Here is an 18,425-nt window from a genome sequence, read left to right as displayed (position 1 = left end):
TCGGTGAACGAGGTACGCACCGCCGTCGCGATCGACAGGCGGTGCGTACCTTCAGTGATGCAGCGCAATTCGCTGTTGCATGATCATTCGGTGACAGTCAGGTACCTCAGGTCGGAGGGTCCCCACGTCGTCGCATAATCCATCTCGGTACTGAAGTGGCTGACCTTGTCGCTCATCACCCACGGGTAAGTGATCCACACGATCGGAACTCCCCATGCGTCCTCGGTGAGGTACCTGTTCAGGTCGACCGCGCTCGCCGACCGCTCGTCATCCGTGCGCGTCGAATCGGTGACCTTGTCGAGCAGCATGTCGTACTCCGGCGTGGTACCAGCAGGATTCTGCGTCGCGCCCGCGCGTGTATTGAGGCCTGCGGGAAGGCTGAGCCCGTACGAGCTGAACGCAATCATCATGGGGAAGGTCCCGCTTGCAAACTGTGTGTACACCTCGACGCCGTCGAGCACGCGCGGCTCGAACCGGATGCCCGACGCCGCAAACTGCTCTTGAATCACATCGACAAGCCCCGGTGTGGTCGCCGACGACACCGCAATTTCACCGAGATCGATACCGTCCGGATGGCCGGCCTCCGCGAGGAGCGCCTTGGCCTTCTCGGGGTCGTACGGGTAGATCCCCTCGATGCTTTCATCGAATCCTGGCAGTCCCTCGGGAGCGAACTGCCACCGCACGCGAGAATCCGGGTAGAGCGCTTCTGTGATCATGTCGCGGTCGAGGGCGTGGTTGAGTGCCTGTCGCACTCTCAGGTCGTCGAGCGGCTTCGCATCGCGATTGATCGCGATCTCCATACCCACCCCGGAATCGACAGGGACGGTGACGAGACCATCACGGCCTTCGACGGCGGCAACGTTGCCTGGCTGGAACTGGCCGATGTCAATCTGACCAGCAGCCACGGCATTGGTGAATGCCTGGAAGTCAGGGATACCGGTGTACTCGATACGAGCCGGCTTGGCGGCGTCGGCGTCCCAGTAGTCGTCGCGGTCGCGCACCAACACCAGTTTCTCGCCGGGCGCCCACGATTCGACGCTGTACGCACCGGAGCCGTCGGCGGTCATGCCGGGATCGCCGCTCTCGAAGAGAACAGGATTCATGATGAGGCCGGCAACTCCGGCCAGCGTGTAGGGCAGCTGGTTGGTCGGTTCGTTCAATACGACGGTGACCTCGTACGGGCCTGTCGCGGTCACATCGGAGATCGCCGACAACGAGCGCCTGACCACCGGCGACTCGAGAGTGCGCGCACGGTCGAGGTTTGCTTTGACCACCGCAGCATCGAGCGGCGTGCCATCGCGGAAGGACGCGTCGTCACGAAGAGTCAGTACAACGCTGCTGCCATCCTCACTGTAGGTCCAGTCGGTGACCAGCATGCCGTTGGCCTCACCCTCGTGGTCCACCGTGAACAGCCGGTCGTAGATCAGGTTGAGCCCGAAACGGAACGACGCAAGATCCGAGGTCGCCATATGCGGGTCCAGCGTGTTCACCGCCTGGGTCACACCCACCGACAGGGTTGCGTTGGTGTCGACCTCACCCTGACCCGCAGCGGCAGACGAATCGGAACTCCCGCACGAGGAAACCAACGCGGCTACAGCCACACACGCGACTGCGGTGACTGCCCAGCGACTTCGGAACATGAGATGCCCTTTCGCGGAATCAGGTTCGAGTGCGAGCGCGGATCAAGGCTGTGCAGGCGCGGGAGGGAGCGCACACACTGCGACACCCGAAGAAGATGTGATATTTCATCGACGACACTAACGCGCGGTGGTTCGCATCACAATACCGAACGTATGGGATTATTCGGAATCGTTTTTTGCGTCAGTATTATTCACCGCACGGAGCAGAAATTCGGCCGATCCGTCGATCACGACAGCGCCCGTCGAATCGATCAATTCCAGGCCGAGTTCGATCCGTGCGTCGCCTCCACTCCCCCGAATGCTGCGGACCACAGCACGTGCGGTGAGAACCTCTCCGCGGTAGACGACCTTGCGGAATCGGGTCCGGAATCGTCTCACCGACCGGGTACCGAAGAGATCCGTGCAATATGCGGCCAGATAGCCTGCACCGAGCATCCCGACGCTGAATGCTGCGGGATAACCAGCAACACAAGCCATTTCGTCGTCGTGATGCATAGGGTTCATGTCGCCGCTCGCGCCCTGGTAGCGCACGATGTCGGTCATCGTGATGGGCCCGAACCCGAGCGGGGCAAGCTCCTGCCCCTCTTCGATACCGACCGTCGAGAACGTCATGCCTGCACCCCAGGATTCGCGAGAAGAGCTGAGGTGTAATGGCATTCCGCTCTGAGTTCACCGTGGACATCGGTGAATGTCACGGTGAAGTGCACCATCGCCATCGGTCCCGATTTTCCGTTCTTGTGTTCAACCGAATCGAGACGCAATCCGGTCGTGACGGTTTCGCCGGCATGGAGCAGCCCTCCGTGGAATTCGTATTCCTGCTCGAGGGACAGCAGTCGGCGGACATCAGGTGTCACTCCGATCGCCTCACATCCGGCGCGGGTTTCGGGAAGGTCGAAGACCCGCGAAATATTGTCCCAGAACACCACGGTGGAAAGGAAGGTCGGCGGCACGGGAGCTACCGGGTCGTCCAGATATTCGGGCCGCCCGGCGCCGGTTGCGAGGGCATATTCGCGGACTTTGCCCCACTCGATCGGCATGACTGCCACGGTCGACCCCTAACCTGCGATTCGTGAGGTGGGGGCGGGCCGGAACGTGCGTTGACTCGGATGCGCAGCCGGGATAGCCGACAGAAGCGTGCGGGTGTACTCGTTGGCGGAGTCCGAGAACAAGGCGGCCGCCTCATCGCACTCGACGATCTCGCCACGCTTCATGACCGCGATACGGTCGGCGATGACCCGTACCAGCGACATGTCATGCGAAATGAACAGGTACGCGAGATTACGTTCGGCCTGTAGTTCGCGCAGCAGGTTGATGACATGCGATCGGATGGACATGTCCAACGCAGCGACGGGTTCGTCGCAGACGACGACCTCCGGGTCGGTCACCAACGCCCGGGCAATCGCCACGCGCTGGAGCTGACCTCCCGACATCTCGTAAGGAAACCGCTCGAGATGATGTGCGGTCAGACCGACGCGATCGAGCAACGCCGCCACCCGCTTGTCGCGGTCCGACGAGCTGTACCCCCCTTGCGAGAGCATCGGCTCGGCGATCGAATACTTGATCTGGGCACGGGGGTTCAGCGACTTGAACGGATCCTGGAATATCATCGTCGCCCGGCCCCGGACCTTGCGCAGATCCGACCGTCCCATCGCGGTGATGTCGTCGCCGAGCACCTTGATCGAGCCCGTGTCCGGTTCGATCAGACGCAATGCCAGTCGCCCGACGGTCGACTTGCCTGCACCCGACTCGCCGACCAGCGCAAGTGTCTCACCGCTGCGCACCTCGAGGCTCACACCCCGCACGGCGTCGACGGTCTCGGTCACACGACCGAGCAGATTGCGTTTGGCCGGATACGACTTCGTCAAACCCTCGATGGCGAGAGCAACGTCGCCGGTGTTCTTCCGGATACCGGCGTGTGCGCCGGCGGCGGTCGTGTCAGTCATAGAAAGCGTCCTCCAGCGAGATCTCGCCGGTGCGGACGCAACGCACGAGATGATCGGTTCCGATGGTCGACAACGGCATGAAGCCCTCGGTGCACTTGTCCTGCGCGTAAGGGCAGCGCGGCGCGAACCGGCACGAATCGACGAACTCGTGAGGAGGCGGCACACGGCCGGGGATCACACCCATCTTCTCGGCATGCCGCACGGGATCAGGCATCGCGTGCAGAAGCCCCGCGGTGTAGGGGTGGCGCGGGTTGTCGAAAAGCTCGAGAATGGGCGCGTCCTCGACGATCCTGCCTGCGTACATCACCGCAGCCCGGTCACACACTTCCGCAACCACGCTGAGGTCGTGGGTAATGAGCAGGACACCGAGCCCGAGTTCGAGCTGCAGTTCGTGGATCAGACCGAGCACCTGCCGCTGCACAGTCACGTCCAGCGCGGTGGTCGGCTCATCGGCGATCAGAACGTCCGGATCGCACGACAGTGCCATCGCGAGCATGACACGCTGGCACATACCCCCGCTGAACTGGTGCGGGTAGGCGTGCGCTCGCTTTGCCGGATCGGGGATGCCGACACGGTCGAACAATTCGATGGCGCGGGCCCACGCGTCCTTCCGCGAGCACTTGCGGTGCCGGCGGACGGCCTCGGCAACCTGGTCGCCGACGGTGAAGGCAGGGTTGAGGCTGCGCCGTGGCTCCTGGAAGATCATCGCGACCTCGGCACCGCGAACGTCGTCGAGCTGCTTCTCCGAGAGCGTGTTCAAGTCGCGGTCGTTGACGACAATGGCACCGGAGATGCGTGCGTTACGTGCCAGCAGGTGCATGATCGCGAGCGAAGTGACCGTCTTACCGGACCCCGATTCACCGACCAGTCCGACGGTTTCGCCCTTGCGGACGCTGAGCCCGACGCTATCGACAATCCGCGTCCACCCATGATCGGGTGTCTTGAAGTCGACGCACAGGTCGTCGACCCGCAGGACGGTGTCCTGCTCGAGTGCCTTCTCGGTGGTTATTGTCATGCCTTGCTCCCGCCTTGGCTGCCGACTGCATCCCGCAGGCTGTCGCCGAACAGTGACAGCAGCAGAATCGAAACAACGATCATCACGCTGGACGGAATGATGGTCCAGCCGTTGATCGCGAGATTGTCGAAACCTTCCTTGACCATCGAACCCCAACTCGCGGTCGGTGGTTGCACACCGAGACCGAGGAAGCTCAGGCCCGATTCCGCAACGATGGCGACGGATGCGCCGAAGGAAATCTGGATGAGCAACGGAGAAACGATATTCGGCGCCACATGGCGCGCCACGATCCTGATCGGACCGGCCCCACCGGAGCGGGCGGCCTCGACGTAGTCCTCGCTGATGATCTCCCGCGTACTCACCCGGACCAACCGGAAGAATCGCGGCGCAAGCAGCACACCGATTGCAATCATCGCGTTCGTCAGGCTCGGCCCGAGAGCACCGACGATCGCGACCGCGAACAGCAGCGGTGGCAACGACATCAGCACGTCGGAGACTCGGCTGGTGAACGAGTCCAGGGCGCCGCCGAAGTAACCGGCCATCAGCCCCAGACTCGCACCCGCGATGATACCGATTCCCACCGCGAGCGCAGCTGCAGCAAGATCGACACCGGTGGCAATCATGAGCCGGCTCAAGATGTCACGACCGACAGCGTCGGTGCCGAGCCAATACTCTGCACTGGGGCTTTGCAGCCGGTTCAACAGGTCCTGTGCGGACGGGTCCTTCGGCGTCCAGAACTGTGCCAGAACACCGATGAACACGAAGAACAACAGGCCGATGAGGCAGAACATGCCGAGACGGTCCTGCAGTAGCCGCTTCATCGTCCGGCCGGGCGTATACGAGAACAGCGCCTTGGCGCTTGACGCGTTCGTCACTGTGGTGGTCATTGGTTTCGAATCCTCGGGTTCAGGTAGCCGTACGAGATGTCGACGAGCAGGGTGACGAACAGGACGATCACGCCGCTGACGAGAACAACGCCCTGCATGGTGGGAATGTCACGGTTGATGACGGCGGTGACGCCGAGCTGACCGAACCCCTGGATGTTGAAGATCGCCTCGATGATGACGGCTGCACCGACGACGCGGCCGACATTGAGGCCGAGCATGGTGATGTAGGGAACCGACGCGTTCTTCGCCGCGTGCTTGCATACCAAGGCCATCTTGCTCAGTCCCTTGGCGCGTGCGGTACGGATGTAGTCCTGTTCGAGGGCTTCGATCATGGAGCCACGTGCCTGTCGCGTGAGTTCGGCGAGGCTGATGGTGGCGATGGCGATCGCGGGGAGCGTGGCATACAGGAGCCACTCCCCCAGACCATCACTCATCGGCGCATATCCGGTAGGCGGGAAGAATTGCAGGCCACCGAGGGCGAACCACTTCACGAGGATCGCGGCGAGCACGAACGGCGGAATGGCGAGCAGAAACACTGAAGTGCCGGTCAGGAGCCGATCGTAGAGGCTGTCGCGCTTGACCGCGGCAATGATACCGAGCGGGATGCTCAGAATGACGACCATGAGCATCGCGAACAAGCCGATGGACAGGGTCCGCGGAAGCCGACGAGCAATGACCTCGGTCACGGGCTCGTTGGTGGCGAACGACGTCCCGAGGTCCCCCTGCAACGCATTCCACACGTAGGACACGTACTGCTGCCACACGGGCTGGTCGAGTCCGAGTCGCTGACGGACCGCCTCGATCGCTTCGGGAGACGCATCGGCGCCGGCGATGATCGCGGCGGGATCGCCCGGCGCGATTTCGACAAGCAGAAACACGATGACCGTCAGGATCAGAAGCATAGGCACGACCGTCAGTAGTCGTGATGCCATGAACCGCAACATGGAAAACCCTTCGTTCGGCTGGGCGTGAGGTGTGGACGCGCCCTGCGTTCGAGCACAAGCGAGAAACTCGACTGGATCCGATCTATGACGCACACGCCGTCGTGGGCTCTATTGTGAGTCGCACCACTTAGCTTGTCAACAATACTTAGTTAACTACGTTGACTCCCTCGTGAGCGCCGGCAGCCGGTGCCTCGAACACCTAAGTGTTCGAGGCACCGGCTGTAGAGCGCCCGCTATCCCGTTGTGCGCACGCGCAGATTTCAGTCCGTCACAGGACGAAACACGGGCAGCTTCCACCCTTCGGTGATCGGGGAGAACCGCACCTCGACCTCCATACCGATCGCGACCTCGTCGGGATCGATGTCGACGACATTCGTGACCAGCCGGGCCGGGGAGGCACCGGCGAGGTCGATCACTGCTCCGACGACCGTGATGTCGGGCAGACCCGGAAAACCGTGCACTACCGCGAAGCTGTAGACAGTGCCACGCCCGGACAGCTCCGGCCACTTCTTCTCCGTGGACTGGCATTCGGGGCAGAACGGGGTGGGAGGCATCCGGAAGTGCCCGCAGTCCGCGCACTGGCACGCGACGAGGCGATCTTCCTTGGCAGCCTGCCAGAAGGGTTCGGTATGCGGATCTGTCGTGATCCGAACGGTGTCACCAGGAAGCGGCGTTGCCACGATGTCGCTCATGCCGCACGTCCCAGGATAAGGCCGCTGACGGGCAGCGACGCGGGACCGCCGGTCGCAAGCGCGAACTCGGCGTCCTTGACCTGGTTGATCGCAGTGCCTCGCATCTGCTCCACCGCCTCCATGATGTGTGTCATTCCGATGATGTAGGCCTCGGACAGCTGACCGCCGTGTGTATTCACCGGTATCGAGCCGCCCTCGTACCGGATTGCACCGCTCTCGACGAACGCACCGCCCTCGCCGCGCTCGCAGAATCCGTAATCCTCGAGCTGCATCAGAACCATGGGCGTGAAGTGGTCGTAGAGCAGTGCAACGTCGATGTCCTTCGCCGACAGGCCGGACTGCTCGTACAAACGATTGGCGATCGGCTTGTTTCCTGCCGAGGCAAAATACTCGTCGGGCATGCCGTACCACGCGAACGCGCGACCCCATTCGCGCCGACCGCCGTGCGCGACCGCCACGACCGGGACCGGCGTCTGCCGCAGATCCTTCGCACGCTCGGCGCTCGTGGTGATCACTGCAACAGCACCCTCGGTCTCGAGGCAGAAGTCGTACAGGCACAAGGGGTCTGCGATCATGCGGCCGTTGAAGTAGTCCTCCTTGGTGAGGGGCTTCTTCTGGATCGCCTTGGGACGGTTGAGGGCGTTCTGCCGCTCGGAGATGGCAATCTCGGCGAACGCATCACGCGTGGTGCCGTACAGGTGCATGTGACGACGCGCGAGCACCGACATCAGGTGTCCGGGGCCGGCGAGGCCCGAGGGCTGCAGGAACGAGTTGGTCGGGTTCGGCGCCGAGGCTGCGAACACCGTGCCCAGACGCTGCTGATCCTGCTGGAGCGCCATGACCGTGACCACCGTCGTTGCGTCACCGGCTACGATCGCGGCGCGCGCCAGGCCGATCGATCCGGAGGCGCCGCCGCCACCGGAGGTCAGTGATGCCGTGAAGGTGACCTCGGGGATGCCCAGGGTCTCCATGAAGTCGGCGGTATCCATCTTCTGGCCGTACCCGGCGCCTGCGCCGGAGTAGTAGGCGAAACCGTCGATTTCCTTCACTGAGATTCCGGCGTCCTCGCACGCTGCGAGGATTGCTTTGCCGGCAAGTTCCGTAATCGTCTGGGGCGCGGATCCTCCGCGCTTGTAATAGGGGGTGGCGCCGACACCGACAATGGCGACATCCCGCAGTCCGTTACTCAAGACAGCTTCTCCGTTCGGTAATTCCGGTCGGCCGAGGAACCAACGGCGAGCACCCGACGGTGCCCGAGTGGAGCCCGTACCGGCTTCACGCACATGTCACGGTGAAATGCACAAATGACATGTATCACATAGTAAGCTATGAACGGTCCGGACTCCAGCGTCAGCCGATATTCGACCTGTTGTCTTGTCTACATCGTCTGTGTCCAGAGCGAGCCCACTTGCGTCTCCCTCGCCCCTTACCGGAGGTATTCGTGGCCGAAGAATCGTTCGCCCCGATTTTCGACTCGCTCGGCACCACGTCGTCGCGACCGATTCGTACCCCGAAGACGGCCGAACTGGTGGCATTGAGATTGAGACGCATGATTGTCGACGGAGAACTGACCGACGGAGACCGGTTGCCGCACGAGGTCGAGCTGATGGAGCATTTCTCCGTGAGCAGACCGACCCTGCGTGAGGCCGTTCGCGTACTCGAGGCCGAACGGCTCGTCGAAGTGCGGCGCGGTTCGCGCTCCGGCGCACGGGTGTGCGTGCCCGGCCCTGAAATCGTGGCCCGCCCGGCGTCGCTACTCCTCGAACTGTCCGGCGCCACGGTTGCCGACGTGCTCGTCGTCCGGCAGGCAATCGAACCCCATGCCGCGCGCCTGCTGGCACTGACAGGGAGCGACACCGAATTCGACGAACTCGCGCGCATGATCGACGAAGATATTCCTGCGTCGTATCTCGCAAACAAGCTCTCCGCGGGGGCCGCAGCGTTTCACCTGCGCCTGGTGCAGCTGTGCGGCAACGCCACCCTCTCGCTGCTCGCCGGTATGATGCACGAGATCTTCGAACGGCATATGGAGGCTGTCACGGCGCAGAAGAGCCTCGTGGACCGTGAAAAGTACGAGGCGAGTTACCAGCTGCTGGTCCGGTCATGCCGCCGCCTGATAAAGCTCCTGCGTGCCGGTGACGTCGACGCCACCTACGACCACTGGCAACAGCATGTGACGGTCTCTCGGGCCTCGTTGCTCGTCGGTCACGAGTCGACTCAGGTCCGAGACATCCTGAACTGACGGTTGCCCGCTCACGTATGTGACCGGCCGCTATCGTCGTGCGAGGCGGTCACGAAAGAGCTGGGACTCAGGATTTTCCGAGCAATCGATGCGTGAGTTCACGGAACTCGGAAGAGCACAGCAGGTGGCCCTGGCGCGCGCCCGCCTCGTCGAAATTCTCCTCGGCCGGCCACGCCGCCCTCCGCGCGAGCACCGCATAATCGCCGAGCACACGGCGATCGATGTACGACAGCGCCTCGACACGGGCGAGCGCGGCAGACAGGGCGTCCGGCTCGCCGGGTTCCGCCAGCCCAAGTTCCACCGCCCGGTTCGCGGTGATACGTTCCTGTTCCGCGAGCAATCGCCACAGCAGGTCCGGCGCGATGCGGTGCAGTAGTGCCACGCCTCCGGTCCCCGCGATCAGGCCGGCCCGGGCCCATCCCTGCATGAGAAATCCCTTCGGGCCGACGAACCGCATGTCGCACGCGAGCGCGAGGTCCATGCCCAGACCGACGGCTGCGCCGTCCACAGCAGCAATCGTCGGGATCGGGCAGTCGCGCAGCGCGCGCACCATTGCCTGCACACGACGGTAGATGGTCTGGTGGATCTCCTCGGGCGTCAACGTCCGGCCGAGTTCCGCGAAGTACGGCAGATCGCCACCCGCTGAGAACGTGCCCTCCCCTGTCAGGACCAACGCCTTGGCATCTGCCTCGGATCCGGCAGCCGTGATGGCGTCGGACACGATGTCCGCGTCGTCTGCCGACAGGGCATTGCGCTTGTCCGTCCAACGCAATGTGACGATCGCTGCTCCGTCACGGAGCTCGATGGTTACCGGCATGTGGTCCTCGCTGTCATACGTCGGTGGCGGATACAGATACGGAAAGCCCGCCAGGGCACGTTTGAAGGCCGCGCCCCGGCGGGTCATGCGGTAAAACGATCAGGCCTTCGTACCCTGACGCTTCGCCGCACGCAGTTCGCCGCTGCGCTTGAGCATCTTCGCAGCGACACGCTCGAACTCGACCGGTGCGGTCGGCAGGACAGCCAAGCCGGTTTCGCGGCTCGGAAGCGAGATGGTGGCGGTGGCAGGGCACGTGATTTCACCACGCTGGCTGGTGCCGCGCAGTTCGACGTCGACGAGGTAGCGATCACCCTCGACGCGCTTGCCGACGACCTCACCGGTGAAGGTGTGAATGTCACCTTCGTAGTTGAACTTGCGCATCTGGCTGGACATGGACTCGACCCAACCCTCGTCTCCGATCCAGTCGGTGAGGAAGTGTGAGAGCCAGCAATCGCGCATCATGCCGTAGTCGTATGCCGCCGGCAGTCCGATCGAGCGGGCGTACTCGCTGTCCCAGTGGATGCGCTGTGCAACATCCGGGACTCCCTGCTCGTTCGGGATGTAGAACGCTGCGATACGCTGACGATTCTTGTATGCCAGACGGCTGGACGTTGGCGTGTACGGTGCGAAACCGTAACCACCCGAGTGGAATACAACCATGTCGGTGGTGGTCAGCGGGCCCTTCGCCATCGTGCCGAGGGTGTCACCGACCGCCACATCCTCGAAGTAGCGGGTATTCGCTCCTCGAACCTGCTCGGCCGCGTAGATCTCGTCGATCTTCGCAATTTCGTCGGCAGTGTAGGAAGCCGGCTCGATCGCGTCGTACTTCTTGCGCTTCTTCGACTCGTGACGCTCGGTGTGAATCGTGATCACACGCTGGGTCTGAACAACCTCGGCGCGCTGGTTGAACTGCACGTGGATACGCGTGACGATCAACGAGCGGCCAGCGAACTCGGACTGCTTCTCTTCGACCTTCTCGAAACCCTGGAACGAGAACAAGGTGTCGCCGTCGTAGACCGGGCGGTACCAGTCGGTGGTGGTACCCGAGACGAACACGTGGATGCCACGAAACGACGGACGACGCTGATCCTTCGGCACCGGATCCGCAAGCAGATCCTTGGTGAGCGCGATGTTGATCATCGGAGGCGCAATCTGACCGCCCCAGCGTGTGTCGAGGCCGTACTCCTCGTCGACGAACAACGGATTGTCGTCACCGTAGCTTCGCGCAAAGTTGCGCATGATGTCCGGTGTCGCGCGCGTGTACTGCTCGCGCTGCGTCACAGCGTGATACACACCGACGAGATCCTTTGCCTTCTGCACATCCTCCTCGCGGAAGGTGTAGATCTCGGGCTTTGTTTCCGTTGTCTCCGACGTGCTCATGGAGTACCTCCGTGGTCGATGGGGCGCCGTGATCGTGGCCGGCGCTTCGAAGCGGCTGAGTGGGCGGGCGCGATGATCCGCCTCGCCGGTCCCCTTCCTACAGTAAGTGCACTTAGTCATAGATGTAAAGCCATTCAATGGTATATCTCCGACAACCTTCGAGGACGAGCACGTAACCTCAGGCCATGAGCAATCGAGAACCGGCTCCCCTCGGCGCAGCGTCGGGTTCCGTTCGCATCCCGAAAACGGCCGAACTCGTCGCCGCCCGCCTCCGCACCGAGATCGTGCGCGGCCAGCTGAAGGAAGGCGATACTCTTCCGCCCGAAACGACACTGATGGAGGAATTCTGCGTTTCCCGCCCCACGCTGCGAGAGGCATACCGACTGCTTGAGGCCGAATCACTCATCCAACTCAAGCGCGGAGCGCGTGGTGGAGCCGTTGTATCCGTCCCCGACATCTCCGTCGCAGCGCGGTATGTCGGCCTCATCTTGCAGATGAGTGGCACCACACTCGACGAAATCTATTCGGCCCGAATGGTTTTCGAACCTACTTGCGCTCGACTGTTCACCGAACGTCGCACCGACAACGACCTCGACGATCTACGCGCATGCATCGATCGGATGTGCGACATCACCGAGGAAGACCTGAAAACGAATCGAGCGCCGGAAATATGGGCGGAGCTCACCGGCAGTTTCCAATCCATCATCACCGAGCGATGCGGCAACAACGCGCTCAGCGTCCAGGCCGGCGTGCTTCGCGACATCGTCACGACGCATCAGAAGTCCGCCCTGGACCGCGGGGCCCGGCGCAAGGGCACGTGGCCCGCCTATCGCCGCAATCTCCGGTCGTACGAGAAGTTCGTCAGCATCGTCGCGGTCGGCGACGGAGTGGCAGCCGAAGAACATTGGGCCGCGCACCTGCGTTCGGTCGGGAAGATCTTGTTCAGTGGCGGCGTGGGCCGAGCATCCATCGTCGAACTGTTCAGCTGAAATGCATCGTCCGGCCGGCGTGAACCGACCGGACGGTGCGTGCGATCGTCACACCTTGGCGGACTGATCCTGATGGGCGAGACGCTCCACCACGTGCCTGCGTACGAGCTTGCCGGTCTCGGTGCGGGGCAGTTCGTCCCAGTACACGATGCGCTCCGGAGTCTTGCTGCTGCGCAATGAATCCCGCACAAACGCACGTAGATCATCACCATCGATGGAGACTCCGGGACGTAGGACGACAGCTGCCTCGATGCGCTGACCCCATTCCTCGTCGGGAATGCCGACGACGGCAACGTCCAGGACGTCCGGATGCCGGAGGATGACGTCCTCGATTTCAGCGGGCGCAATGTTCTCGGCGCCGCGGATGATGGTGTCGTCCACACGTCCACCCACGAAGAGGAATCCTTCCTCGTCCACGTACCCCTTGTCGCGGGTATCGAAGAAGCCGCGCTCGTCGACCATACGGCCGACACCCGCGTACTCGGCGGACACCTGGTCGCCACGGACGCAGATGCGTCCCGTCACACCCGGTTCGAGCACACTGTCGTCGAAGTCGCGGATCTCGAGGTCGATCCCGGGCACGACCTGCCCGACGGAGCCGAGCCGGGCGCGGACCGACTCGTCGTTGCTTTCGAGCGCCGACCGATGGTCGTCGGGCCCGAGAACTGCAATGGTGGAGCTGGTTTCGGTCAGGCCGTAGGCGTTGACGAATCCGGCGTCGGGCCACATCCGCAGGGCACGCTCGATGACCTTCGCGGGCATGGGAGCACCGCCGTACGCCAGGCTTCGCAGACTCGGGATGCTCTTGTCGGCGTCGGATTCCACGATGCGCGCGAGCATCGTGGGTACGACGAGTGCGTTGGTGACCTCTTCGCGGCGGACCGTGTCGAGCCACTGCTGCGGGGTGAACTGCTCGAGCACCATGGTTCGGCGCCCTGCGTAGAGGTTCGTGATCACGTTCGCAACCGCTGCGATGTGATACGGCGGGACGCTGACGAGCGCTGCGTCGGTCTCCTCGGCCGACGCGAACTCGACCGATCCGAACACGTACGACGTGAGGTTCTCATGTCGGAGCAGCACGCCCTTCGGCGCAGAGGTGGTGCCCGAGGTGTAGATCACAACAGCAGGCGCGTCGGTGTCGACAACATCGTCCTCGTCGAGCTCGGTGTTCGCCGAGGACGCGAGGTTCTGAAGCCATGTCTGAGGCGAGAAGACTTTCAGGCCAGCCCGCTCGAGAGCGTCCGATTGCGCCTGGTCGGCGATACCGAGTGCGCGTGGGTGGTTCGCGAGCAGACCGTCGAGCTGTTCGCGCCCCAGCCGGTAGTTGACCGGAACGAGTGGGACACCAGCGCGTGCTGCCGAGAACATGGCCACGGGAAACGCCGGGCCGTTGACAGCGAGATACACGACGGAGTCGGCCCCCACTTCACGGATCGCAGCGGCACCGGCGATCGACAGTTCCTGCAGCCGGGCCGCCGAGATGCCGAGGTCGCGACTTCCGACCACGGTGCGGTCGCCGAAACCGTCGACCGCCATGTCCAGCAACATCGTGAGATTCATTCGTCACTCCACTCGAGGAATCGATTCACCGATACCGGATATCAGTCCGAGGAAGGCAGCGGCTTGGCCGCCTTGAGGGGCAAGACGCGGCCGTCGACTTCGAGTCGGCCCGCGCCGGGCTTGGTGCACAGGATTTCGATTCCGGCCTCGTCGTCTGCATAGCGCTTGCCCAGTTCGGCGCCCCCCACGTGCGCGGGATCGATCGACGAGCCGTCCCCCTGTCCCTTCTTGCCGACGACCATGTCGACTCCACCGCAGGTCAACGATACGTCCGCCTTGGGCGCGCGGACCACGATCACCGTTGTGGTGTCGACGGAACTGGCCAACGACTGACCGACCTTGAGAATCACGATTCCTCCATTCGAACAATTCTGCACTCGGGCCGTTCTGCGGCTCCGGCGATGTCACCTCGGTGACCGACCGCTACCGACATTGTCAGAGTAGCGCCCGTCACATAGTTTAGATAGTACTATAAGTGACCTAACATACGACCGAGTCGGTACGCGAAGATCACGTGATCCCCAACCTTCACGTAACGACCCGAACCGGACGTACCGAACACCAGGAGAGTCTGCATGAATATCAGCGGAAAGAAAGCCGTCGTCGTCGGAGGCGCCTCCGGAATGGGCAAGGCCACCGCAGAGGCGCTCGCCGCACAGGGCGCGCAGGTTGCGATCCTCGACCGTGAGGGCAGCAACGGCAAGGAGGTCGCCAGCGCGATCGGCGGCACGTTCTACCCGGCCGACATCACCGACTTCACCGGTATCGGGGAGACGCTCGCCGCGGCCGTCACCGACCTCGGTGGCCTCCACGTCATCGTCACCACCGCGGGCGGTGGCAAGGCCAAGAAAACCCTCGGCCGTGGCGGGCCGCATGATCTCGAGACCTTCCGAGACATTGTCGACCTCAACCTGATCGCCACGTTCAACCTCAACCGGCTCGCCGCCGCCCACATGTCGAACAACGAACCCGAGGACGACGAGCGCGGCGTCATCATCAATACCGCCTCGATAGCAGCCTTCGAAGGCCAGATCGGACAGGTCGCCTACACCGCAGCCAAGGCCGGCATCGCCGGAATGGCCCTGACCATGGCCCGCGACCTCGGCTCCTTCGGCATCCGCGTGCTCGCGATCGCGCCGAGCCTGTTCGCTACCGGCGCCACCGCCGCAATCCCCGACGACCGCGTCGCGCCACTGGTCGAAGACGCCGCATTCCCCAAGCGCATGGGCCGGCCCGAGGAATATGCAAAACTCGCCCTCGCGATCGTCGACAACGCCATGCTCAACGGGCAGTGCCTGCGTCTCGACGCCGGCCAGCGGTTCGCTCCGCGCTGATCGAGTCCAGCACTCGACGACCACTCACCCTAGGAAGAGTCTCCATGCCACTCGCGATCACCGACGACCACCGCGACATCGCGGATGCGGTCCGCTCGTTCCTCACAGGTCACGACGCAGCGACGCTCGCGCGACGCGTACTCGACGACCCGAACGCCGATACAACCTCCCTCTGGAAGCAGCTCGCCGAACTCGGCTGGCTCGGCCTGCACCTGCCCTCCCGCTTCGGTGGCGAAGACGTCGGATTGCCGGAAGTGGCGATCGTCGCCGAAGAACTCGGCCGGCAGCTGGTTCCGGTTCCGTTCCTGGCATCCGTCGCAACCTCCGCGGCACTTGCAATCGCCGGAGACGACGACCAGCAGTCCCGGTGGCTGCCCGGATTCGCCGACGGCTCGACCGTGGCCGGGCTCGGCACCTCCGGGGCGCTCACTGTTTCCGGCACAGCGGTCTCCGGTGTTGCCGGGCTCGTCGTGGGGGCCATCGGTGCGAGCGTGCTCGCACTGGTCGCCGGAGACGACCTCGTGCTCGTCTCCCCCGACGACACAGCCGTCACCGTCGTCCCGGCTCCCGATTTCGAGCCGACTCTGCGTCTTGCGCGGGTACTGCTCGACAACGCGCCGGCGCTGACGGTCGTGAGTGGCGCCGCGGGCCGTGCGCGCCACATCGCCCGGACGCTCGCCGCGGCAGAGGCTGCGGGCGGCGCTCGCGCAACACTCGACGCTGCCCTCGAGTACGCGAAGGTTCGGGAACAGTTCGGGCGCGCCATCGGTTCGTTCCAGGCTATCAAGCATCACCTCGCGAACATGCTGGCGACCAGTGAGCTCGCGGTCGCCGTCGCGTGGGACGCCGCACGCGCCGGCACCGACGGTGAGCAGGCCGCACTCGCTCTCGATGTTGCTCGGGCGCTCGCGTTCGATTCGTATGTCGCAAACGCCGAGAAGAGCATTCAGATTCACGGTGGTATCGGGTTCACGTGGGAGCACGACTGCCACTTGTTCCTCCGCCGAGCCCAGGCTCTGCGCGCACTGTTCGGTGAGCCCGCAGCCGCGCTCGATTCGATCGTCGCGTCGGGTACCGCGGGAGTGCGTCGCCACTTCGCGGTGGACCTGCCGGCCGAAGCGGAGACGTTCCGCACCGAAGCTCGTGCGTTCGTCGAGCAGTACCAGGGAGCATCGGAAGCGGATCGTCGTGCGCTGCTCGTGGACTCGGGCTATCTCATGCCGCATTGGGCGAAGCCGTATGGCCGCGCCGCGTCACCGGTCGAGCAGCTCGTCATCGACGAGGAGCTCGGTGGAGTCGATCTTCCCAACCTGGGTATCGGTGCGTGGATTCTGCTCACTCTCACCCAACACGGCAATGCCGAGCAGATCGAGCGCTGGATTCGTCCGGGCCTGATGGGCGATCTCGTGTGGTGCCAGCTGTTCTCCGAGCCCGGTGCTGGGTCGGATGCAGCGGCGGTGTCGACGCGCGGCGTGAAGGTGGACGGCGGATGGCGGATCACCGGACAGAAGGTGTGGACGTCCAACGCGCAGAACTGTAACCGCGGTCTGGCGACGATCCGCACCAACCGTGACGTCCCGAAGCACAAGGGCATCACGGCTGTGGTCGTCGACCTGGACGCGCCCGGTGTCACGGTGCGGCCGCTGCGCGAGATCACGGGGGACGCCGTGTTCAACGAGGTGTTCTTCGACGACGTGTTCGTTCCCGACGAGGACGTGGTGGGAGCGGTCGACAACGGATGGACGGTCGCGCGCGCAACCCTCGGCAACGAGCGGGTGTCGATCGGCGGCGGAAGCACGGGCGGCGACGAACGCTCGGCCTACATGCTGCTCGACGTTGCCGCGAGGTACGCCGCGGGCGATGTCACGACGACTCGCGCTATCGCGGAACTCGTCGCACGTGAGCAAGCAATGGGTGTGCTCAACGTCCGGAACGTCGTGCGTGCCGTGGCGGGTGCGGATCCCGGCCCGGAGGGAAGCATCAGCAAGATGCTCGTCGCCGAGCATTCGCAGCACGTCGGCGAGCTGGGTCTGCGTATCGCCGGTCCGGCGGTAGTGGCCGGGGACGAGCCGCAGCTCGCGTACAGCTACCTGATGTCGCGCGCAATGACGATCGCGGGTGGTACGTCCGAGGTCAACCGGAACGTTATCGCCGAACGGGTGCTCGGTCTGCCGCGCGAACACATCGCCAATTAGACGAGGCTCATCGACGCCGGGTGCCGGGTCAGGTAGCGAGTACCTGGCCGGTGCCCGGTGATCGTTCGTTGGCGATCGACCTCAGCGATGATCCGACTATGCCGGAGGACTTCCGAGCCCTGCTAGGCAGAAGCGGAGAAGCGCCTCCCGATCACCGGCCGTCGGCTGCTGACCGGTATCCATGTAATGCGACGCGGTGCCGGTGACGAGATTGTCTACGAACAATGCCTGCCGGTCGGGATCGGCCACACCGGCCTCCGTCAGGATGGACAGCAGCAGCGCACGGATGCGCTCTCTGCCCACCGGCTCGATTTCGGTTTTTTCTCTGGCCACCTGGGATACGTTCCACTGAATGACGGTGCTCAGATCCGCCAGCCGCGGATCCTCGATCTGCGCGATAATTCCGTCGATCCATGCTTCGAGTTTGTCCTGCCACGAGGACATCTTGCTCACGCGGTGACGAAGGTAGTTGTAGACCGTCTGCATGCCCTGTTCGTAGGTGGCGACGATGACGTCGTCGCGACTACGGAAGTGCCGATAGAACGCCTGGTTGGTGATGCCGGCCTCGCGGACGATTTCACTGACCTTCGGCACCTCGGTGCAGCCTTTGCGTAGCATCACCTCGGAGGTCGCCCGGATCAGGGCCCGGACCTCGGCGTCATACGCTTCCTGACGGGCAGGATGGGCGGCGCGGCGTAGTTGGCGGCCCCCGGAGATCACCAAGAAGTCGGTGTCGAACGAATCGGCAGGAGATGAGGACACAGCCGACTTTCACCTCCATACGACG

At 63.7% G+C, this 18,425-nt stretch carries 18 protein-coding genes; 4 read left to right on the top strand and 14 right to left on the bottom strand.

Features of this window, described 5'->3' with window-relative positions; translation table 11 throughout:
* Window positions 1-83: 83 nt before the first annotated feature.
* The 9 genes from Q7514_RS06620 to Q7514_RS06580 form a co-directional block, all read right to left on the bottom strand.
* Window positions 84-1,640 carry an ABC transporter substrate-binding protein gene (locus Q7514_RS06620; RefSeq protein ID WP_330132449.1) on the bottom strand — a complete coding sequence of 519 codons (1,557 nt, stop codon included), beginning with the start codon at window positions 1,638-1,640 and terminating at the stop codon, window positions 84-86.
* 159 nt (window positions 1,641-1,799) lie between these two features.
* On the bottom strand, window positions 1,800-2,252 hold the full coding sequence (locus tag Q7514_RS06615; RefSeq protein WP_330132448.1) for a MaoC/PaaZ C-terminal domain-containing protein: 453 nt from the start codon (window positions 2,250-2,252) through the stop codon (window positions 1,800-1,802).
* Window positions 2,249-2,677 (bottom strand): FAS1-like dehydratase domain-containing protein, encoded by a 429-nt coding sequence (locus Q7514_RS06610; RefSeq protein WP_330132447.1) that lies wholly within the window; start codon window positions 2,675-2,677, stop codon window positions 2,249-2,251. The genes Q7514_RS06615 and Q7514_RS06610 overlap by 4 nt, the downstream gene beginning before the upstream one ends.
* Window positions 2,678-2,695: 18 nt before the next feature.
* Complete coding sequence (locus Q7514_RS06605) at window positions 2,696-3,583, bottom strand: ATP-binding cassette domain-containing protein (RefSeq protein WP_330132446.1); 888 nt, start codon at window positions 3,581-3,583, stop codon at window positions 2,696-2,698.
* Complete coding sequence (locus Q7514_RS06600) at window positions 3,576-4,598, bottom strand: ABC transporter ATP-binding protein (protein WP_330132445.1); 1,023 nt, start codon at window positions 4,596-4,598, stop codon at window positions 3,576-3,578. Before Q7514_RS06600 ends, Q7514_RS06605 begins: the two co-directional genes overlap by 8 nt.
* Window positions 4,595-5,485 (bottom strand): ABC transporter permease, encoded by an 891-nt coding sequence (locus Q7514_RS06595; protein ID WP_330132444.1) that lies wholly within the window; start codon window positions 5,483-5,485, stop codon window positions 4,595-4,597. Before Q7514_RS06595 ends, Q7514_RS06600 begins: the two co-directional genes overlap by 4 nt.
* A complete protein-coding gene (locus tag Q7514_RS06590) occupies window positions 5,482-6,417 on the bottom strand; it encodes an ABC transporter permease (protein WP_330132443.1) in 936 nt (311 codons plus the stop codon). Before Q7514_RS06590 ends, Q7514_RS06595 begins: the two co-directional genes overlap by 4 nt.
* 272 nt (window positions 6,418-6,689) lie before the next feature.
* On the bottom strand, window positions 6,690-7,121 hold the full coding sequence (locus Q7514_RS06585) for a Zn-ribbon domain-containing OB-fold protein (protein WP_330132442.1): 432 nt from the start codon (window positions 7,119-7,121) through the stop codon (window positions 6,690-6,692).
* Window positions 7,118-8,311: a thiolase C-terminal domain-containing protein gene (locus tag Q7514_RS06580; RefSeq protein WP_330132441.1), complete on the bottom strand. Its 1,194-nt coding sequence runs from the start codon at window positions 8,309-8,311 to the stop codon at window positions 7,118-7,120. The genes Q7514_RS06585 and Q7514_RS06580 overlap by 4 nt, the downstream gene beginning before the upstream one ends.
* A gap of 251 nt (window positions 8,312-8,562) precedes the next feature.
* Here Q7514_RS06580 and Q7514_RS06575 point away from each other — a divergent pair, with 251 nt between their 5' ends.
* Window positions 8,563-9,363, top strand: a complete 801-nt coding sequence (locus tag Q7514_RS06575; RefSeq protein ID WP_330132440.1) for a FadR/GntR family transcriptional regulator — start codon at window positions 8,563-8,565, stop codon at window positions 9,361-9,363.
* A gap of 67 nt (window positions 9,364-9,430) precedes the next feature.
* Here the strand turns inward: Q7514_RS06575 and Q7514_RS06570 are convergent, their stop codons facing one another.
* Together Q7514_RS06570 and Q7514_RS06565 are read right to left on the bottom strand one after the other, a co-directional pair.
* On the bottom strand, window positions 9,431-10,267 hold the full coding sequence (locus Q7514_RS06570) for an enoyl-CoA hydratase/isomerase family protein (RefSeq protein WP_330132439.1): 837 nt from the start codon (window positions 10,265-10,267) through the stop codon (window positions 9,431-9,433).
* A 12-nt stretch (window positions 10,268-10,279) separates the two neighbouring features.
* On the bottom strand, window positions 10,280-11,560 hold the full coding sequence (locus Q7514_RS06565) for an FAS1-like dehydratase domain-containing protein (RefSeq protein WP_330132438.1): 1,281 nt from the start codon (window positions 11,558-11,560) through the stop codon (window positions 10,280-10,282).
* 185 nt (window positions 11,561-11,745) lie between these two features.
* Here Q7514_RS06565 and Q7514_RS06560 point away from each other — a divergent pair, with 185 nt between their 5' ends.
* A complete protein-coding gene (locus tag Q7514_RS06560) occupies window positions 11,746-12,549 on the top strand; it encodes a FadR/GntR family transcriptional regulator (protein ID WP_330132437.1) in 804 nt (267 codons plus the stop codon).
* A 48-nt stretch (window positions 12,550-12,597) separates the two neighbouring features.
* Here the strand turns inward: Q7514_RS06560 and Q7514_RS06555 are convergent, their stop codons facing one another.
* Together Q7514_RS06555 and Q7514_RS06550 are read right to left on the bottom strand one after the other, a co-directional pair.
* Window positions 12,598-14,109, bottom strand: a complete 1,512-nt coding sequence (locus tag Q7514_RS06555; protein ID WP_330132436.1) for a class I adenylate-forming enzyme family protein — start codon at window positions 14,107-14,109, stop codon at window positions 12,598-12,600.
* 41 nt (window positions 14,110-14,150) lie between these two features.
* The gene (locus Q7514_RS06550) at window positions 14,151-14,459 is read right to left on the bottom strand and encodes a hypothetical protein (RefSeq protein WP_330132435.1); all 309 of its coding nucleotides are present in this window, start codon (window positions 14,457-14,459) and stop codon (window positions 14,151-14,153) included.
* A 225-nt stretch (window positions 14,460-14,684) separates the two neighbouring features.
* On the opposite strand from Q7514_RS06550, the gene Q7514_RS06545 reads away from it, so the two are divergent.
* Both Q7514_RS06545 and Q7514_RS06540 read left to right on the top strand, forming a co-directional pair.
* Window positions 14,685-15,443 carry an SDR family NAD(P)-dependent oxidoreductase gene (locus Q7514_RS06545; protein WP_330132434.1) on the top strand — a complete coding sequence of 253 codons (759 nt, stop codon included), beginning with the start codon at window positions 14,685-14,687 and terminating at the stop codon, window positions 15,441-15,443.
* A gap of 44 nt (window positions 15,444-15,487) precedes the next feature.
* Window positions 15,488-17,638, top strand: a complete 2,151-nt coding sequence (locus Q7514_RS06540; RefSeq protein ID WP_330132433.1) for an acyl-CoA dehydrogenase — start codon at window positions 15,488-15,490, stop codon at window positions 17,636-17,638.
* 96 nt (window positions 17,639-17,734) lie between these two features.
* On the opposite strand, the gene Q7514_RS06535 is transcribed toward Q7514_RS06540, so the two are convergent.
* Window positions 17,735-18,400 (bottom strand): TetR/AcrR family transcriptional regulator, encoded by a 666-nt coding sequence (locus Q7514_RS06535; RefSeq protein ID WP_330132432.1) that lies wholly within the window; start codon window positions 18,398-18,400, stop codon window positions 17,735-17,737.
* Between the last annotated feature and the right edge of the window lie 25 nt (window positions 18,401-18,425).

It is taken from the genome of Rhodococcus artemisiae, from assembly GCF_036327795.1.
Taxonomy (GTDB): Bacteria; Actinomycetota; Actinomycetes; order Mycobacteriales; family Mycobacteriaceae; genus Rhodococcus; species Rhodococcus artemisiae.
The sequence above is the reverse complement of the archived record's forward strand: the minus strand, read 5'-3'. Positions and strand labels throughout refer to the sequence as shown.